The organism is Allorhizobium sp. GW101-3B10 (assembly GCF_059424725.1).
Genome location: NZ_JBWKZR010000001.1, coordinates 2,494,313 through 2,509,910, shown reverse-complemented (window position 1 = coordinate 2,509,910; position 15,598 = coordinate 2,494,313). Strand labels below are relative to the sequence as shown.

Sequence of the window (15,598 nt, the reverse complement as noted above, 5' to 3'; positions counted from 1 at the left end):
AAGGCCGGGAGCCGGCAGTTCCTGACGCCTGGGGAGGAGAGACAGCATGCAATTCCATCAGAACGGATTCCGCGCCGGCGATCCGGCGATCGCCGAGCCGCTTTCGACCGCCAGGAACGCCGCATCCGCCGGTGAGGTCGACGTGCTGATCGTCGGCACCGGTCCGGCCGGGCTGACGCTCGGCGCCCAGCTTTGCGCCTTTCCCGGCATCAGCATTCGCATTGTCGAGCAGCGCGCCGGCCCGATCACGCTTGGCCAGGCCGACGGCATAGCCTGCCGGACGATGGAAATGTTCAATGCCTTCGGCTTTGCCGACCGGGTGTTGAGGGAAGCCTATTTCGTCAACGAGACGACCTTCTGGAAACCGGACGACCTGGACCGGAAGACCATCGTCCGTCACGGCCGCATCCAGGACACCGAGGACGGGCTTTCCGAATTCCCGCATGTGATCCTCAACCAGGCCCGCGTGCACGATTTCTACCTCGACGTGATGCGCAACGCGCCGCACCGGCTGGAGCCGGACTATGCGCGCCGGCTTGTGGATCTTGCGGTCGATCCTTCGACCTCCTCCGACCATCCGGTGACGGTCCGGCTCGAACGGCTGGACGCCGGCCACGAGGGCGAGGTGGAGACGGTGAGGGCGCGCTATGTGGTCGGCTGCGATGGCGCCCGCAGCGCGGTGCGCAAGGCGATCGGCCGGGAGCTTGTTGGCGATTCCGCCAACCAGGCCTGGGGCGTGATGGACGTTCTCGCCGTCACCGACTTCCCCGACATCAGGCTGAAGGCCGCGATCCATTCGGCCAATGAGGGCAATATCCTCATCATCCCGCGCGAGGGCGGCTATCTGGTGCGGCTCTATATCGAGCTCGACAAGCTGAAGGCCGACGAACGTGTCGCCAACCGCGCCATCACCGCCGACCAGCTGGTGGCGGCGGCCAAGCGCATTCTCCACCCCTATACGCTCGACGTGAAGGAGATCGCCTGGTGGTCGGTCTACGAGATCGGCCAGCGGCTGACCGACCGCTTCGACGACGTGGCCGAGGCTGAGGTGGGCCGCCGCCAGCCGCGCGTCTTCATCGCCGGCGACGCCTGCCATACCCACAGCCCCAAGGCCGGGCAGGGCATGAATGTTTCCATGCAGGACACCTTCAATCTCGGCTGGAAACTGGCGGCGGTGCTGGAAGGCCGGAGCACCCCGGCGCTGCTGGACACCTATTCGGCCGAGCGCCAGGCGATCGCCAGGGAACTGATCGATTTCGACCGCGAATTCGCCAAGATGTTCTCTGCGCCGCCGAAGGGCACGGAAGGGGCCGGCGCCGACGCCGTCGATCCGGCCGAATTCCAGCGCTATTTCGTCAAGCAGGGCCGCTTTACCGCCGGCACCGCGACGCGCTACCGGCCCTCGATGATCCAGGGCGAGGCGACCCACCAGCATCTGGCCGAAGGTTTTGCCATCGGCACGCGCTTCCATTCCGCCCCGGTCATCCGGCTCGCCGATGCGAGGCCCGTCCATCTCGGCCATGTCGGGCCAGCCGACGGCCGCTTCCGCCTCTATGCCTTTGCCGACCGGCTGGACCCGGCAGCGTCCAGCTCGGCCATCCGCGCGCTCTGCGAATTTCTCGAGCATTCGGACCGTTCGCCGATCCGCCGCTTCACCCCCGCCGGTGCCGACATCGATTCCGTCATCGATTTGAGGGCGATCTTCCAGCAGGCCCACCGCGACCTGTCGCTTGACGCCATGCCGGCGCTCCTGAAGCCCGCCAGGGGACGCTACGGCCTCACCGACTATGAAAAGATCTTCTGCCCCGACCCGAAGGCCGGCCCCGACATCTTCGACCTGCGCGGCATCGATCGGGAGAAGGGCTGCTTGGTCGTGGTTAGGCCGGACCAGTATGTGGCCCATGTCCTGCCTCTCGACGCTCATGAGGCGCTTGGCGGCTATTTCGATGGGTTCATGGTGGAGCAGGGGTGAGCAGGGCGTCAGGCAATCCCGAGAAAGACGGCGAGCGCCCGTGTAACGGTCAGCATGGTCTCATCGTCGAGACGGCCGATCGGGACGCCGATGCGTTCGCGCCGGACCGACATCGCCTTGTCGATCATCACCTGGGAAGGCCTCGTCAGACCATTCGCGGCGCTGGGCTCGATAGGGGGCCTGATCAGCGGAGCCTCGGTCAGGGTGCCGGTCAGGAGCAGGACGGTGACCGTTCCGGTGGCGTCGAAGGCGTCGGCCTGAATGATGACGGCGGGGCGCGGCTTGCCGAAATCACCGGAGATCGCCACGGTGACGACGTCACCGCGCTTCAATCTTCATGCTCCCCGAGATCGGAAAGCGCGGCATCGAGGAAGCTTTCGATCGTGCGGTCGTCTGCGTCGGCCGCTGCGGCCAGCAGCGACTGCCGCCGGCATTCCTCGGCAAAGCCCGGCCGGCGGGTGTCGGGCACCCAGATCTGCACAGGGCGAAGACCGGCGGCCCTCAGCGCCTCACGCCGCTTCTCGACACGCTTGCTGACAGGTATTGCCATCGCCGTACTCCACGAAAGCGTTACATGTAACACGAAGAGCGGATTGGGGCAAGGGAGGATAGGGTTGGCGATCTAGCCTTACGCGGTAGCCGTAAAGCGACAATCCATCGCATCACTTCGCGGCTTCTCTAGACTCCTTGCCGTGCAAATGCTTCGAGCATCTGAAGTCCTGGTCAAGAACTTCTCGCGCAGTTCGATGTTTCGCTTGTGAACATCTTCCCTTCCAGTATTGATTTTGTTGATATTTTCTTCGCTAAAAATGCGGTCATCGCACTCGTATTCCTCCTCCCGTAGTGCTCACTTCAGCACGCGCGCTGGCTGTCTATGGCAGATATGAGGCCAATCTGGCGTCCCTGGAGTGGACGCCGTATGACCGGAAATGCCAACTTATCTGGGCCAGAAATAGAACACATTGACCTGTCGCCTTAAAATAAGTTTCTCCGCCTCCCCTTGACCCTCCCATGATGGGAAGGTGCATCTAGGGTCAAGTCGCCGGGGCCGGATGGTCGCGAGGCGAGAAGGAAACTGGTTTTCCGTGCCTTGGCGGTTCTTGCGACCTATATTCGGGGCAAGGCCCGGCACGGGCGAGAGGTGATGAGATGAACGAACTGCCGAAGATCAATCCGCACGAAGTGTCTGGCGCTGCGCCGGGTGTTGCGACAGCTGCGGCCCGGGCTCACGCACCGCTGAAGGCGCCGGCGCTCCAGCCGATCATCCTGCCGGTCGAGGGCATGACCTGTGCCTCCTGCGTCAAGCGTGTGGAGAAGGCCGCGGCCAAGGTGCCGGGCGTCGAGGCGAGCGCGGTGAATTTCGCCACCGAGACGCTGTCGGTGACGCCGGGGCCGGGCTTTTCCGCCGAGGCGCTGGTCAAGGCCGTCAAGGATGCCGGCTACGAGGCGAGGGCCGAGACGGTGATCCTCGACATCGAGGAGATGACCTGCGCGTCCTGCGTGTCGCGGGTGGAAAAGGCGCTGAAAAGCGTAGCCGCGGTGGAGACGGCTTCGGTCAATCTCGCGACCGCCAAGGCGGTGGTCACGGTGCTCGGCGGCAAGGCGGCCGTGCCGGCCATGGTCAAGGCGGTCGAGAAGGCCGGCTACAAGGCGAAGCTTGAAGCGGAAGCCGGCGAGACGGATGTGCATGAGGAGGCCAAGGAACGCGAGATCGGCCGGCTGACGCGCGATTTCTGGATCGCACTGGTTCTGACTCTGCCGCTCTTCGTCATGGAAATGGGCAGCCATCTCTATCCGCCTCTGCATCATACGCTGATGGATCTCTTCCCCGGCAACCTGTTGAATTACATCCAGTTCGCGCTGGCGACCGCAGTGCTTGCCGGCCCCGGCAGGCGCTTCTTCGTCAAGGGCGTACCGGCGCTCTTGCGCGGCGGGCCGGACATGAATTCGCTGGTGGCGATCGGCACTGGCGCCGCCTATCTCTATTCGCTGGTGACGACCTTTGCGCCGGCCGCGCTGCCGGCCGAGGCGCGCTATGTCTATTACGAAGCCGCGACCGTCATCGTCACGCTGATCCTGCTCGGCCGGCTCTTGGAAGCCCGCGCCAAGGGGCGCACCGGCGCGGCGATCAAGAAGCTCGCCGGGCTGCAGGCCAAGACCGCCCGCGTCGAACGCGACGGGCGGACGCTGGACATTGCCGCCGCCGACGTGGTGGTCGGCGATGTGGTGGTGATCCGCCCGGGCGAGCGCATTCCGGTCGACGGAACGGTGATCGACGGCGCCTCGCATGTCGACGAGGCGATGATTTCCGGCGAGCCGCTGCCGGTCGAGAAGGGGGAAGGGGCGATCGTCATCGGCGGCACGATCAACGGCAAGGGTTCGTTCCGTTTTAGGGCCGACAAGGTCGGCGCCGACATGATGCTCTCGCAGATCATCCGCATGGTCGGCGAGGCGCAAGGCGCCAAGCTGCCGATCCAGATGATGGTCGACAGGGTGACGGCCTGGTTCGTGCCGGCGGTCATGGCGATCGCCGCCGTGACTTTCCTCGTCTGGCTCTACGTCGGGCCGGAGCCGGCCTATACCTATGGCCTGGTCGCGGCGGTGGCCGTGCTGATCATCGCCTGCCCCTGCGCCATGGGGCTCGCCACGCCGACCTCCATCATGGTCGGCACGGGCCGGGCGGCCGAACTCGGCGTGCTGTTCCGCAAGGGCGAGGCGCTGCAGACGCTGCGCGACGTCGATACCGTGGTGATGGACAAGACCGGTACGATCACCAGGGGCCGGCCGGAACTGACCGATGTCGCGGTGGCCGACGGCTTTGTCGAGGCCGAGGTGCTGGCGCTGGCGGCAGGGCTGGAGGCGCGCTCCGAGCACCCGGTCGGCGAGGCGATCGTCCGGCATGCCGAGAAGCGCGGATTGGCCATAGCCGCGGCCGAAGGCGTCGAGGCGGTGGCCGGCTACGGGATCACCGGCACGGTTTCGGGCCGGACGGTTGCGGCCGGCGCCGACCGCTACATGGTCAAGCTCGGGCTCGACGTTGCGCCCTTTGCCACGGTTGCCGGGCGGCTGGCGGGCGAGGGCAAGACGCCGCTCTACGTGGCGATCGACGGCAAGCTTGCCGCGGCTCTCGCCGTTTCCGACCCGCTGAAGCAGACCAGCATCGCGGCGATCGAGGCCTTGAAGGATCTGGGTCTTTCCGTCGTGATGGTGACGGGCGACAACCGCGCGACGGCCGAAGCGATCGGCCGGGCGACCGGGATCGACGAGGTGGAGGCCGAGGTTTTGCCGGACGGCAAGGTCGCGGTGATCAACGCGCTGAAGGAGAAGGGCCGCAGGGTCGCCTTTATCGGCGACGGTATCAACGACGCGCCGGCGCTCGCCACCGCCGACACCGGCATTGCCATCGGCACCGGCACGGACGTGGCGATCGAAAGCGCCGACGTGGTGCTGGTTGGCGGCGATCTCGGTTCGGCGCTGCACGCCATCGAGCTCAGTCGCGCGGTGATCCGCAATATCGGCCAGAACCTTTTTTGGGCATTCGGCTACAACGTCTTGCTGATCCCGGTTGCTGCGGGCATCCTTTACCCGAGTTTCGGCATACTGCTGTCGCCCATGGTCGGCGCGGGTGCCATGGGCCTCTCGAGCGTCTTCGTGCTGACCAATGCGCTCCGCCTGAGACGGGCTCGGGTGACCGAGCTTGGCGGGCAGGGCAGAAGCGCCGGGGCCGCGCAATGAGGCCAGGTGAAGAGGCCAGAGCATGAAGACTGACGGCATGAATATCGGCGAGGCCTCGGAGGCCTCGGGCGTTTCGTCGAAGATGATCCGCTATTATGAGGAGATCGGTCTGGTGCGCCCGGCGCATCGCACTGCGAGCAACTACCGCGTCTATGGCGAGGACGAGGTGCACCGGCTGCGCTTCGTGCGCCGCGCCCGTTCGCTCGGCTTCTCGCTCGAGGAGACCGAGCAGCTGCTGACGCTGTGGGCCGACAAGGCGCGCACCAGCGCCGAGGTGAAGAAGCTGGCGCTCGACCATGTGGCCGAGCTGGAGGAGAAGATCGCCGGCCTGCAGGCCATGGTGGCGACGCTGAAGCAACTGGCGGACTGCTGCCATGGCGACGAGCGGCCGAACTGCCCGATCCTTGCCGATCTGTCCGGCGGCAAGACCGCGCGGGAACCGCAGCCTACGCCGCGCCGGCCGCTGCCGCGGGTGGCGGGCCGGGCTTGAGCAGGGGCGTGCGTTTTACCTCTTGACCTTCCCACCGTGGAAAGGTGCATGAAGGGGAAGACGCAAACGTCTGCCAGGAAAGGAATTGGAATGAGCGTGACCCATCTGTTTCAGGTCGAGGACATGACCTGCGGCCACTGCGAGAAGGCGATCACCAGGGCGCTCGACGAGGCGCTGCCGGGAGCGGCGGTGAAGATCGACCTCAAGGCGCATGAAGTGGCGGTCGAGGGCGATGCGGCGAAAGCCGAGGAAGCGATACGCGAGGCCGGCTATACGCCGGTCCGGAAAAGCGCCTGACGGCGTGGGGCCCCGGGGGGTAAGGGGCCGGCGGCCGGGAGGAAACTCCCGGCCGCCGTTCTTTTGTTCGCAAGGTCGGGGCCGGGAGGAAACTCCCGGCCTTTTCTGTTCTGGAGGGCAGGCGCTGTCCGTCCCGCGTCTCCCCGACGGGGAGAAGGTGGCGCGGAGCGCCGGATGAGGGAGGGTTCGCGGCGAGTAGAGTGGCTTCGCCCCCCTCATCGCCTCGCATGCGCTCGGCACTTCTCCCCGCGGGGGAGAAGAGGGTGTCCCCCACCCGCGCCGCATGGTCGGCAGCCGGATTGTCGAGCGATTGCAGTGGTTTGTCGGGATCCGCAGGTGAGCGGCAACTCCGAGCTTCTTTTCCGGAGGGCAGGCGGTATCCGGTCCTCTTCTCCCCGGCGGGGAGAAGGTGGCGCGTAGCGCCGGATGAGGGGGGGCGAAGCCGAAGGTGTCGTAGCACTTGGCCCCCTCATCGCCTCACCGCGTTCGGCACTTCTCCCCGCTGGGGAGAAGAGGGTGTCCCCCATCGGCGCCGCAGGGGGATTGGCCGCGCCTTCGATTTTCACCGCCATGGCTCTTGCGTATCTACGGAGTGTCGTACATATAGGAGGATATATGTATGCTTGAACCGCGAAAGGTTTCCCCATGTCCAAGAACTATCACGACATCACCAAGCAGATCTCGAGCGGCATCAGGACCTTGCGCAAGGACATTCCCGACGTGATGGCCGGGTTCTCGGCCATGGCGCAGGCGGCCGGCAAGGACGGGGCGCTGGACAAGAAGACCAAGGAACTGGTGGCGCTCGGCATTGCCATTTCCACCCGTTGCGACGGATGCATCGGCTTTCACACCGAAGCGCTGGTCAAGCTCGGCTGCACCCGCGCCGAGTTCGAGGAAACGCTCGGCATGGCGGTCTACATGGGCGGCGGTCCGTCGCTGATGTATGCCGGCGACGCCATGACCGCCTGGGAACAGTATGGAGGGGCAGCCGAGTAAGCCGTCTCTTTTCCGTCATCCGCGGCAAGCCCTTTTTCCTCGCCGGCGGGCCGGCGAGGGCGGCCGCGGCAGCTCTCCGGGATCGGTCCGGATTTGGCGGTTTCGCCAAGCGCCCGCGGAGGCTAGACTGGGGACCGACGAATCCCCTGGAGTTGCTCCGATGCGCCGCATGATCCTGATTTCGCTTGGTGTTCTTGCCCTGCCGGGGCTGGCGCTCGCCGGCGAGCCGACCTTCTTCCAGAAGGCGGCAAGCTCGCTCGCCGAATGCGAGAAGGCCTTTTCCGACACCACGCCGAACTTCAAGCGCCGCCGCGACTTCTTCATCCGCCGCACCACCGACGGCCGCGAACGGGTGATCCACTGCCTGCCCGACGGGGTGGTCGAACTGTTCTGCGACCCGGAGGCCAACCGCTCGATCGTCGCGGTGCTGGAGGGCGAGACGCTGCCGATTTGCGCCAAGCTGTCCATGGGCCTGAAGGTACGCAAGGAGCAGACGCTGATTGCGCAGTGAGGGGCTGCGGGTGGTTGCGGACGTTGCAGTGGACAGAGGAAAAAAATCAGAACGATAGGAAAATAATCCTTGACGGCGTGACGGTCGTTTGATAGGGTTCAAGCATAGTCGGAAAACTGCGGCCGGATCCTTCGAGGCCCGGTTGCGCCGGGCACCTCAGGATGAGGGGGCTTCGGCGGGTGGGCCGGCACAGGGATTTTGGTCAAGGCTCGGGAAACCGGGCCTTTTTTTGTTGGGCGCGGGGGTGGGCCCTTCGAGGCCCGGCTTTGCCGGGCACCTCAGGGTGAGGGGCGTGTCAAGCGGCTCCGGTCGGCTGCCGCCAGACGTCTGGCCGCTGCGACGGACTTACCCCCCTCTGTCCCTTCGGGACATCTCCCCCTCAAGGGGGGAGATCGGGCGGGCGAGTGCCCGGCTTCGTGCGGTCCTTGCTTGCGCTGGCGGGCAGGGCGGACACGCGACGGGCCTCGAGGCGAGGAGATTGTCATGGATCACGAACAGGATTTCGACCTTGCGCTGCTGGGCCTTGCGCCCGACGCGGACGGGTGGCGTGGGCTGGAAAGCGGGCGGGCGGCGGATGCGGCGGGGCTCGAGGTGAAATCGGCCGACGCGCTGTCGCCGCTCGACCGGCTGGCGGCGCTGCTCGACGACCTGACGACCGAGATGCGCCAGCAGTTCGAGCTGTTTCGCAAGCTGCGCGCCACGGCCGAAACGCTGATCGACGGCGCCGACGAGGCGGCCGCCAAGGCGGCGCGCGCCGATGCCAAGGCGGCGACCGACGCGATCGCGCTGATCGTGCGCACGCTGGAAAAGATCGACAGCCTGCAGCGCCAGCTGGCGCGCGACCGCGAGGACGCGGCCTTGGCAAGCGGCGAGGGCGAGGATGAAGAGGCGATCACGGCAGAACTGCTCCGCATCATCGAAACCCAGGCCGAAGCCCGGGCGAAAGCCCGCCTCGCCGCCTGGCAAAACGGCACCGAAGGGGCCGCCGCCGCGGGGATCGGTGGGGCAATCGAGCCGGCATCGACGCCTGATGCGGGAAGCGGTTGAGGCAAAGATCGTCGTGCGCCGGGGCAGACAGGCCCGCCGGGCTTTCGGTGAACACGGGGACGGCATGCAGACCCTGCTCGCCGATGCCGCGGGTCATGCGCTTGGCTGCGGGAGCGCGTTGATCGGCACGATCAGTGCCCGCCTCCCTGAGACCGAGACGGCGGTTGCCGATCCGGTCAGGGAGGGGGCGGATGGCACCAGAGCCAACGGCCCGGGGGAACCGGTGGCCGGAGAATGCGTCGCCCCGCCGATGGCCGCAGCCATAGCCCCGCTCACGACCGATGGAGCCGCACCGTTTCGGCTACCCACACTCGCCGTCCATGGGTGCGAAGACGGGATGCGAAGCACGGCGCCATGCCGGCCAGGCAGCGAAGCGTCCGCTCGCCACGGGGAGATGCAAGTCGCGCCGATGAGTGGTGCGCTGACCGGATCGCTGGACGAGACGGTCTGCGGCGTCGATGCCGAAGCGGATGACAAACGTTGTGAAGTCACCGCGGGCGACAATGGGCTTGCAGGAATTTCGACGGAGGCCGGGGCCGGTGGTGCGGGGCGGCAGATTGCACAGGCTGATGCCGAGCGTGGGGTCGCGGTCGAAGATGCGGGACCGCCGGTTGCTGCGGCTGATTCCGAAGCTCAGTTCAGCGAGGCGACGGACACAGCCGATCCGGCTGATGCCGAATCGCAGGTCATCGAGGCACCAGAAACGGCCGATCCTACTTCCGCGGCACTGGAGCAAGACCTGGCCGCCCTGGTCGCCGAACGGGGTCTGCTCGCCAGCCGGCGAAGCGGGCACAGCTGGGCGGTCACCGGCCGCGAGGAACAGAGGCCTCCCGCGGGCGACTGGTCGACCTGGCTGGTCATGGGCGGGCGCGGATCGGGCAAGACGCGGGCCGGGGCCGAATGGGTGCACGGGCTGGCGCTTGCCGCCGGCGCGCGCACCGATCTGCGGATCGCGCTCATTGCCGAAACGCTGGGCGATGCCCGCGAGGTGATGATCGACGGGGCCTCGGGCATTGCCCGGATCGCCCGGCGCCTGCGGCCGGAGGTGGAAATTTCCCGGCGCCGGATCGTCTGGCCGAACGGGGCGATCGCCCAGATCTTCTCCTCGGAGGACCCGGAAAGCCTGCGCGGGCCGCAGTTTCACTATGCCTGGTGCGACGAGCTGGCCAAATGGAAACATGCCGAGGAGACCTTCGACATGCTGCAGTTCGGGCTTCGGCTCGGCGAGCGGCCGCGCCAGCTGGTGACCACCACGCCGCGCGCCGTGCCGCTGCTGAAGCGGCTGATCGGGGACACGGAGACGGTGGTGACGCGGCTGTCGACCGCCGACAATGCCGCCCATCTGGCGCCCGGTTTCATCACTGCGCTGGAGCGGCGCTATGGCGGCACGCGGCTGGGGCGCCAGGAACTCGGCGGCGAGCTGATCGAGGACCGCGAGGACGCGCTGTGGAGACGCGACCGGCTGGAGGCGCTGACGGTGAGGCTGATCGAGCCGCTGCGGCGCATCGTCGTCGCGGTCGACCCGCCGGCTGGCAGCGGCCCGGCCTCGGTCTGCGGCATCGTCGTGGCCGGCCTGATGGAAAACGGCCGCGCCGCGGTGCTGGCCGACTGTTCGGTCGAGGGCCGCAGCCCAGCGGACTGGGCACGCGCCGTGGTCAACGCCTATCGCCGCTTCGAGGCGGACCGCGTGGTGGCCGAGGTCAACCAGGGCGGCGACATGGTGGCGGCCATGCTGAAGAGCGTGGAGGCCAACCTGCCGGTGACCATGGTGCGGGCGACGCGCGGCAAATACCTGCGTGCCGAACCGGTGGCGGCCCTCTACGAGCAGGGCCGGGTGGTGCATGCCGCCCGCTTCGTCGCGCTGGAGGACCAGATGTGCGATTTCGGCCCGGACGGACTGTCGGGCGGCCGCTCGCCGGACCGGCTGGACGCGCTCGTCTGGGCGCTGACGGCGCTGATGCTGGAGGGGACGGGCGAGCCGCGGATTCGCGGGATGTGAGGCCTCGATCCTTCGAGGCCCCTGCGGGGCACCTCAGGATGAGGGGCGAGGTGGGGGCTTGGCACCGACGCTAGCGTCCGCCGTGAGATGCGTGCCGACGATAGCCCTCACCCTGAGGTGGGAGCGTGAGCGACCCTCGAAGGGCGGGGGCGGGTGGTGTTTGCTGGCGGGTGGCGGTGAGTGGGTGGCCTCGATCCTTCGAGGCCCCTGCGGGGCGCCTCAGGATGAGGGGTAGCGTTGTGGGTGGATTGGCTTCGATGCGCGGGCGGGGGTCCCCCTCACTTGGAATTTCTAGCACTTGGCTGAAGCCAAGATGCTGAAATTCCTTTCTCTCCCACAAGGGGAGAGAAGGGGCCGCCACTCCAGCGGCAGCTCCTCACCGTGCGGGAGCGCGCCAACGGTAGCCCTCACCCTGAGGTGGGAGCGTAGCGACCCTCGAAGGGCGGGGGCGGGTGGTATGCGCGGCGATTGATGGAGAGTGGGTGGCCTTGATCCTTCGAGGCCCCTTTGGGGCACCTCAGGATGAGGGGTAGCGTTGTGCGTGCTTGGCACCGACGCTAGCGCCCACCGTGAGATGCCCGCCGCCGGTAGCCCTCACCCTGAGGTGGGAGCGTCAGCGACCCTCGAAGGGCGGGGGCGGGTGGTGTTTGCTGGCGGGTGTCGGTGAGCGGGTGGCCTTGATCCTTCGAGGCCGCTGCGGGGCACCTCGGGATGAGGGGGGAGCAGCGCAAAACAAAACCGGCGCCAGGGGCGCCGGTCGGAAGGGTGGGCAGAGAAGTTTACTTGGAGGCGGAGGCCGGCTGGGGGGATGCCTGTCGCATCTGCCGCCATTCGTTTTCCAGGCGCTCCAGCACATGGGCCGGGATGGTGGCGGCGGGAGCCTTGGACTGGGTCGTGCTGTTGATCTGCATCGCGCTACTCCTCACGGGGTTCATCTCGGTACTCAAACTCGGAATGCGGCGGAAGGTTCCACAGTGTTAAATCTTTGTAAATACGACCTTCTGCCCCTCTAAACGATTGAAATTCCTTCAAACGATTTAATCGCCCAAGAAAATTCGGTGGTGGTTAACCGCCGCGCCGGGCAAGGGGCTCAAGACCGGGCGCAAGCACGGCCAGGCGGGCCAAACGCCGTTTCGACAGGAGACCTTCATGACCTTCGACGAGCAGCGATTCTTCAAGACGGCGCGGCGCGACCTGTTTTCCGGGCGGCTGACGACCGCCCAGGTCTCGGGCATGACGGCGCTGATCGCCGGCTGGCGGGCGTTGACCGACATCGACGATCCGCGGCGCCTGGCCTATTGCCTGGCGACCGCCTTTCACGAGACCGGCGGGCGCATGCAGCCGGTGCGCGAGACCTTTGCCCCGAGCGACCGGGCGGCGATGCTCAGACTTGAGCGTGCCCATGCGGCGGGGCGGCTGCGCCAAGTGCGCACGCCCTATTGGCGGCTCGATGCCGAGGGCAAGAGCTGGTTCGGCCGCGGGCTGGTGCAGATCACCCACAGGCGCAATTACGAGAGGCTGTCGGCGGCGACCGGCATCGACCTGGTCGGGGATCCCGGTCGGGCGATGGAGATCGACGCGGCGGTGAGGATCCTGGTGATCGGCATGCGCGACGGGCTGTTCGGCGGGGTGACGCTGGCCGACGCCTTCGGCCGCGGCACGGCCGACTGGATTGGCGCCCGGCGCATCGTCAACGGCCGCGACCGGGCAGCCCTGGTGGCGGGCTACGGACAGGCCTTTCTCGCGGCGATCACCGGGGAGGGGCCGGGCGGATGACCGGGGAGAGCTCCGCCGACGCATTGAGCGCTGCGGCCGGGCATGCTATCGCCGCTCGCCGGCGCGTGTGCGCCGCACCTGAACGTCCAACCGGAACGCAAGGCCCGTGATCCGCCACATCGTCTTCTTCACCGTGCCCGAACGGGACAATCTCGAAGCCGTTCTCGAGGGCCTGTCGTTGCTGACCGGCATTCCGCATGCGCGGCGGCTGGAGATCGGCACCAATATCCGCGCCGACCGTTTCGACGGGCGGATCGACGTGGTGGTGCATGGCGAATTCGACGACGAGACGGCGCTCGCCGCCTACCACGCCCATCCGCTCTACCAGCAGTCGATCGATCGGGTGAAGCCGCTGCGCGGCGAGCGCTATGCGGCGGATTACGTGGTGGAGGATGCGGTGGGGGGTGGCGTCGTCCCCCTCACCAACAAAATCTGAGGTTTGGCTTCGGCCAAGCCCTCGATTTTGTCTCCTCTCTCTCGCCGGGGAGAGGAGGGGCGCGGCTGGCTCGGGATCCTCTTCTCCCCAACGAGGGAGAAGACGCGAAATCGGTATCTTAGCTTTAGCTAAGTGCCAGATTTCGCAGATGAGGGGGCTGGAAGAGCGTCAGGCTCGACCCTCCAGAACCTCGACGACATGGGCGAGGGCCTGACCGACATCCGCGTAGATCTCTTGGTTCCAGAAGCGGAGAATGCGGTAACCGAGCGAGGACAGATAGCGGTCGCGGTATTCGTCGCGCGGGTCTTCGGCATGCTGAAAGCCGTCGAGTTCGACGATGAGTTTCCTGTCCGCACAGACAAAATCGACAATATAGGGACCAATCGGGACCTGACGTCGAAACTTGTGGCCGTTCAAAAGCCGGTTGCGGACCTGCGACCAGAAGATCGCCTCGGGATCGGTCGCATCGATCCGCATTTGCCTGGCCCGCTTTCGGGCCAATTCGGGAAACTCTCTGGCCATCTCGGCTCTCCGGAGAAGACCAAATCATGCAGTTTCACCGCAGACGACGCAAGGCAGGTCCCCGCCTCCTCTCCCCAGCGAGGGAGAGGATACAAAATCACGATCTTAGCGACGGCTAAGTCGTAGATTTTGTTGGTGAGGGGGACGAATTGATACGATGGCCCTTCCCGGAGAACCGGGGATGCGACCGGTGCAAGGGACGTTGCAGATTGCTCGCGGCGGTCCAGCCCCCTCATCTGCGAAATCTGGCACTTAGCTTTCGCTAAGATACCGATTTCGCTTCTTCTCCCTCAAGGGGAGAAGAGGGGCGCGGCCTGCATCCAACCACCCAACAACAGGACGAATCCGATGAGATTGCCGTTTCGTCTGCCGTGGGCTTTCCCGGCGGAGCAGAGAGCCGTGTCCGATGCCAAGGCGGCGGGCGGGGGGGTGTCGCTGGTGGCGGCGGAAGGCGAGGCGCGGTGGACCGGGCGGTCCTATGCCGCGCTTTCGCGCGAGGGCTTCATGAAAAACCCGGTGGCCCACCGCACCGTCAGGCTGGTGGCCGAAGCCGCGGCCGCCATTCCCTGGCTCGCCTATCGCGACGCGCAGGAGCTCGACCGGCATCCGGCGCTCTCGCTGATCGGCCAGCCGAATGCCCGCATGGGCGGGGCGGATTTCTTCGAGGCGCTCTACGGGCACCTGCTGCTCTCCGGCAACGCCTATGTCGAGGCGCTGGCGATCGGCCCGCGGCCGGCCGAACTGCATCTTCTCAGGCCCGACCGGGTGTCGGTGGTCGCCGGCGCCGACGGCTGGCCGGAGGCCTATGACTATCGCGCCGGATCGCAAAGGCGGCGGATTCCGGCGGGCGGCGGCGCGGCAGGGGGCGCAGGCGTCGGTGGTGGCACAGGGCGGGGCGGCGGGCTGCTGCATGTGAAGCTCTTCCACCCGCTTGACGACCATCTCGGCTTTCCGCCGCTGGCGGCCGCCCAGGTGGCGCTCGACCTGCACAATGCGGCGGCGCGCTGGAACAAGGCGCTGCTCGACAATTCGGCAAGGCCCTCGGGCGCGCTGGTCTACCAGCCGAAGGAGGGCGGCAATCTCTCGGCCGACCAGTACGAGCGGCTGAAGGTAGAACTCGACGAGGGCTATTCCGGGCCGATGCGGGCCGGCCGGCCGCTGCTGCTGGAAGGCGGGCTCGACTGGAAGTCGATGGGGTTGTCGCCGAAGGACATGGATTTCGTCGAGGCGCGCAACGGCGCGGCGCGCGACGTGGCGCTCGCCTTCGGCGTGCCGCCCATGCTGCTCGGCATCCCCGGCGACAACACCTATGCCAACTACCAGGAGGCGAACCGGGCCTTTTACCGGCTGACCGTCTTGCCGCTCGCTGCGCGCACCGCGGCGAGCTTTTCCGGCTTCCTTTCGGGGCTCTATGGCGAGCCGTTGCGGCTGGTGCCGGACCTCGACCAGGTGGCCGGATTGGCCGCCGAGCGCGACGCGCTCTGGGCAAGGCTGGGCGCGGCGGATTTCCTCACCGAGGAGGAGAAGCGGCAGGCGGTGGGGTATTGAGGGCGTGCGGATTGCGCGTCGTCCTGAGGGGGGAGCGCAGCGACCCTCGAAGGGGTCCTGGCGGTGGCGTGGCCTCGATCCTTCGAGGCCCCTGCGGGGCACCTCAGGATGAGGCGAGGCGTTGGTGGGCGCGCGGGTGTCAGCTGACGTCGATGCCGGCGTTCCCTCTCCCCGCTTGCGGGGAGAGGGTTAGGGTGAGGGGCAATCATGGGCGTCGACTATCCGGTTGCCGGGCAAAGGGTGGCACAGCCGCCGGCCTAGGGCCTTGG

Annotated in this window: 15 protein-coding genes; 11 read left to right on the top strand and 4 right to left on the bottom strand. The window is 67.0% G+C overall.

Features of this window, described 5'->3' with window-relative positions; all coding sequences use genetic code 11:
- Window positions 1–46: 46 nt before the first annotated feature.
- Complete coding sequence (locus AC07Y0_RS12405; RefSeq protein WP_498677632.1) at window positions 47–1,972, top strand: FAD-binding monooxygenase; 1,926 nt, start codon at window positions 47–49, stop codon at window positions 1,970–1,972.
- An 8-nt stretch (window positions 1,973–1,980) separates the two neighbouring features.
- Here AC07Y0_RS12405 and AC07Y0_RS12400 read toward each other — a convergent pair whose 3' ends face one another.
- Together AC07Y0_RS12400 and AC07Y0_RS12395 are read right to left on the bottom strand one after the other, a co-directional pair.
- Entirely contained in the window at window positions 1,981–2,304 is a 324-nt protein-coding gene (locus AC07Y0_RS12400) for a type II toxin-antitoxin system PemK/MazF family toxin (protein WP_498677631.1), read from the bottom strand.
- Complete coding sequence (locus AC07Y0_RS12395; protein WP_498677629.1) at window positions 2,301–2,522, bottom strand: antitoxin MazE family protein; 222 nt, start codon at window positions 2,520–2,522, stop codon at window positions 2,301–2,303. Before AC07Y0_RS12395 ends, AC07Y0_RS12400 begins: the two co-directional genes overlap by 4 nt.
- Before the next feature lie 599 nt (window positions 2,523–3,121).
- Here AC07Y0_RS12395 and AC07Y0_RS12390 point away from each other — a divergent pair.
- The 7 genes from AC07Y0_RS12390 to AC07Y0_RS12360 all read left to right on the top strand — a co-directional run bounded on the left by AC07Y0_RS12390 (window position 3,122) and on the right by AC07Y0_RS12360 (window position 11,047).
- Window positions 3,122–5,707: a heavy metal translocating P-type ATPase gene (locus AC07Y0_RS12390; RefSeq protein WP_498677628.1), complete on the top strand. Its 2,586-nt coding sequence runs from the start codon at window positions 3,122–3,124 to the stop codon at window positions 5,705–5,707.
- Window positions 5,708–5,744: 37 nt separating this feature from the next.
- Window positions 5,745–6,197 carry a Cu(I)-responsive transcriptional regulator gene (cueR, locus tag AC07Y0_RS12385; RefSeq protein WP_498680226.1) on the top strand — a complete coding sequence of 151 codons (453 nt, stop codon included), beginning with the start codon at window positions 5,745–5,747 and terminating at the stop codon, window positions 6,195–6,197.
- 90 nt (window positions 6,198–6,287) lie between these two features.
- On the top strand, window positions 6,288–6,494 hold the full coding sequence (locus AC07Y0_RS12380) for a heavy-metal-associated domain-containing protein (RefSeq protein ID WP_498677625.1): 207 nt from the start codon (window positions 6,288–6,290) through the stop codon (window positions 6,492–6,494).
- A gap of 645 nt (window positions 6,495–7,139) precedes the next feature.
- Entirely contained in the window at window positions 7,140–7,490 is a 351-nt protein-coding gene (locus tag AC07Y0_RS12375; RefSeq protein ID WP_028738586.1) for a carboxymuconolactone decarboxylase family protein, read from the top strand.
- A 160-nt stretch (window positions 7,491–7,650) separates the two neighbouring features.
- Entirely contained in the window at window positions 7,651–8,001 is a 351-nt protein-coding gene (locus AC07Y0_RS12370; RefSeq protein WP_498677622.1) for a hypothetical protein, read from the top strand.
- Window positions 8,002–8,484: 483 nt separating this feature from the next.
- On the top strand, window positions 8,485–9,048 hold the full coding sequence (locus AC07Y0_RS12365; RefSeq protein ID WP_498677621.1) for a hypothetical protein: 564 nt from the start codon (window positions 8,485–8,487) through the stop codon (window positions 9,046–9,048).
- Window positions 9,049–9,457: 409 nt separating this feature from the next.
- Window positions 9,458–11,047, top strand: a complete 1,590-nt coding sequence (locus tag AC07Y0_RS12360) for a DNA-packaging protein (RefSeq protein ID WP_498677620.1) — start codon at window positions 9,458–9,460, stop codon at window positions 11,045–11,047.
- A 779-nt stretch (window positions 11,048–11,826) separates the two neighbouring features.
- On the opposite strand, the gene AC07Y0_RS12355 is transcribed toward AC07Y0_RS12360, so the two are convergent.
- Window positions 11,827–11,958, bottom strand: a complete 132-nt coding sequence (locus AC07Y0_RS12355; RefSeq protein WP_454745179.1) for a hypothetical protein — start codon at window positions 11,956–11,958, stop codon at window positions 11,827–11,829.
- A gap of 238 nt (window positions 11,959–12,196) precedes the next feature.
- Between AC07Y0_RS12355 and AC07Y0_RS12350 the strand changes: the two genes are divergently transcribed.
- Together AC07Y0_RS12350 and AC07Y0_RS12345 are read left to right on the top strand one after the other, a co-directional pair.
- Complete coding sequence (locus AC07Y0_RS12350; protein ID WP_498677618.1) at window positions 12,197–12,823, top strand: glycoside hydrolase family 19 protein; 627 nt, start codon at window positions 12,197–12,199, stop codon at window positions 12,821–12,823.
- 106 nt (window positions 12,824–12,929) lie between these two features.
- Window positions 12,930–13,259: a Dabb family protein gene (locus AC07Y0_RS12345; protein ID WP_498677617.1), complete on the top strand. Its 330-nt coding sequence runs from the start codon at window positions 12,930–12,932 to the stop codon at window positions 13,257–13,259.
- A 168-nt stretch (window positions 13,260–13,427) separates the two neighbouring features.
- Here the strand turns inward: AC07Y0_RS12345 and AC07Y0_RS12340 are convergent, their stop codons facing one another.
- Complete coding sequence (locus tag AC07Y0_RS12340; RefSeq protein WP_498677616.1) at window positions 13,428–13,781, bottom strand: endonuclease domain-containing protein; 354 nt, start codon at window positions 13,779–13,781, stop codon at window positions 13,428–13,430.
- A 348-nt stretch (window positions 13,782–14,129) separates the two neighbouring features.
- On the opposite strand from AC07Y0_RS12340, the gene AC07Y0_RS12335 reads away from it, so the two are divergent.
- Complete coding sequence (locus tag AC07Y0_RS12335) at window positions 14,130–15,329, top strand: phage portal protein (protein WP_498677615.1); 1,200 nt, start codon at window positions 14,130–14,132, stop codon at window positions 15,327–15,329.
- Window positions 15,330–15,598 lie beyond the last annotated feature (269 nt).

Coding starts and splice junctions, on each gene's coding strand:
- AC07Y0_RS12405 (WP_498677632.1), top strand. CDS start 47: ATGCAATTCCATCAGAACGGATTCCGCGCCGGCGATCCGGCGATCGCC.
- AC07Y0_RS12395 (WP_498677629.1), bottom strand. CDS start 2,522: ATGGCAATACCTGTCAGCAAGCGTGTCGAGAAGCGGCGTGAGGCGCTG.
- AC07Y0_RS12390 (WP_498677628.1), top strand. CDS start 3,122: ATGAACGAACTGCCGAAGATCAATCCGCACGAAGTGTCTGGCGCTGCG.
- cueR (WP_498680226.1), top strand. CDS start 5,745: ATGAATATCGGCGAGGCCTCGGAGGCCTCGGGCGTTTCGTCGAAGATG.
- AC07Y0_RS12380 (WP_498677625.1), top strand. CDS start 6,288: ATGAGCGTGACCCATCTGTTTCAGGTCGAGGACATGACCTGCGGCCAC.
- AC07Y0_RS12375 (WP_028738586.1), top strand. CDS start 7,140: ATGTCCAAGAACTATCACGACATCACCAAGCAGATCTCGAGCGGCATC.
- AC07Y0_RS12370 (WP_498677622.1), top strand. CDS start 7,651: ATGCGCCGCATGATCCTGATTTCGCTTGGTGTTCTTGCCCTGCCGGGG.
- AC07Y0_RS12365 (WP_498677621.1), top strand. CDS start 8,485: ATGGATCACGAACAGGATTTCGACCTTGCGCTGCTGGGCCTTGCGCCC.
- AC07Y0_RS12360 (WP_498677620.1), top strand. CDS start 9,458: ATGAGTGGTGCGCTGACCGGATCGCTGGACGAGACGGTCTGCGGCGTC.
- AC07Y0_RS12355 (WP_454745179.1), bottom strand. CDS start 11,958: ATGCAGATCAACAGCACGACCCAGTCCAAGGCTCCCGCCGCCACCATC.
- AC07Y0_RS12350 (WP_498677618.1), top strand. CDS start 12,197: ATGACCTTCGACGAGCAGCGATTCTTCAAGACGGCGCGGCGCGACCTG.
- AC07Y0_RS12340 (WP_498677616.1), bottom strand. CDS start 13,781: ATGGCCAGAGAGTTTCCCGAATTGGCCCGAAAGCGGGCCAGGCAAATG.
- AC07Y0_RS12335 (WP_498677615.1), top strand. CDS start 14,130: ATGAGATTGCCGTTTCGTCTGCCGTGGGCTTTCCCGGCGGAGCAGAGA.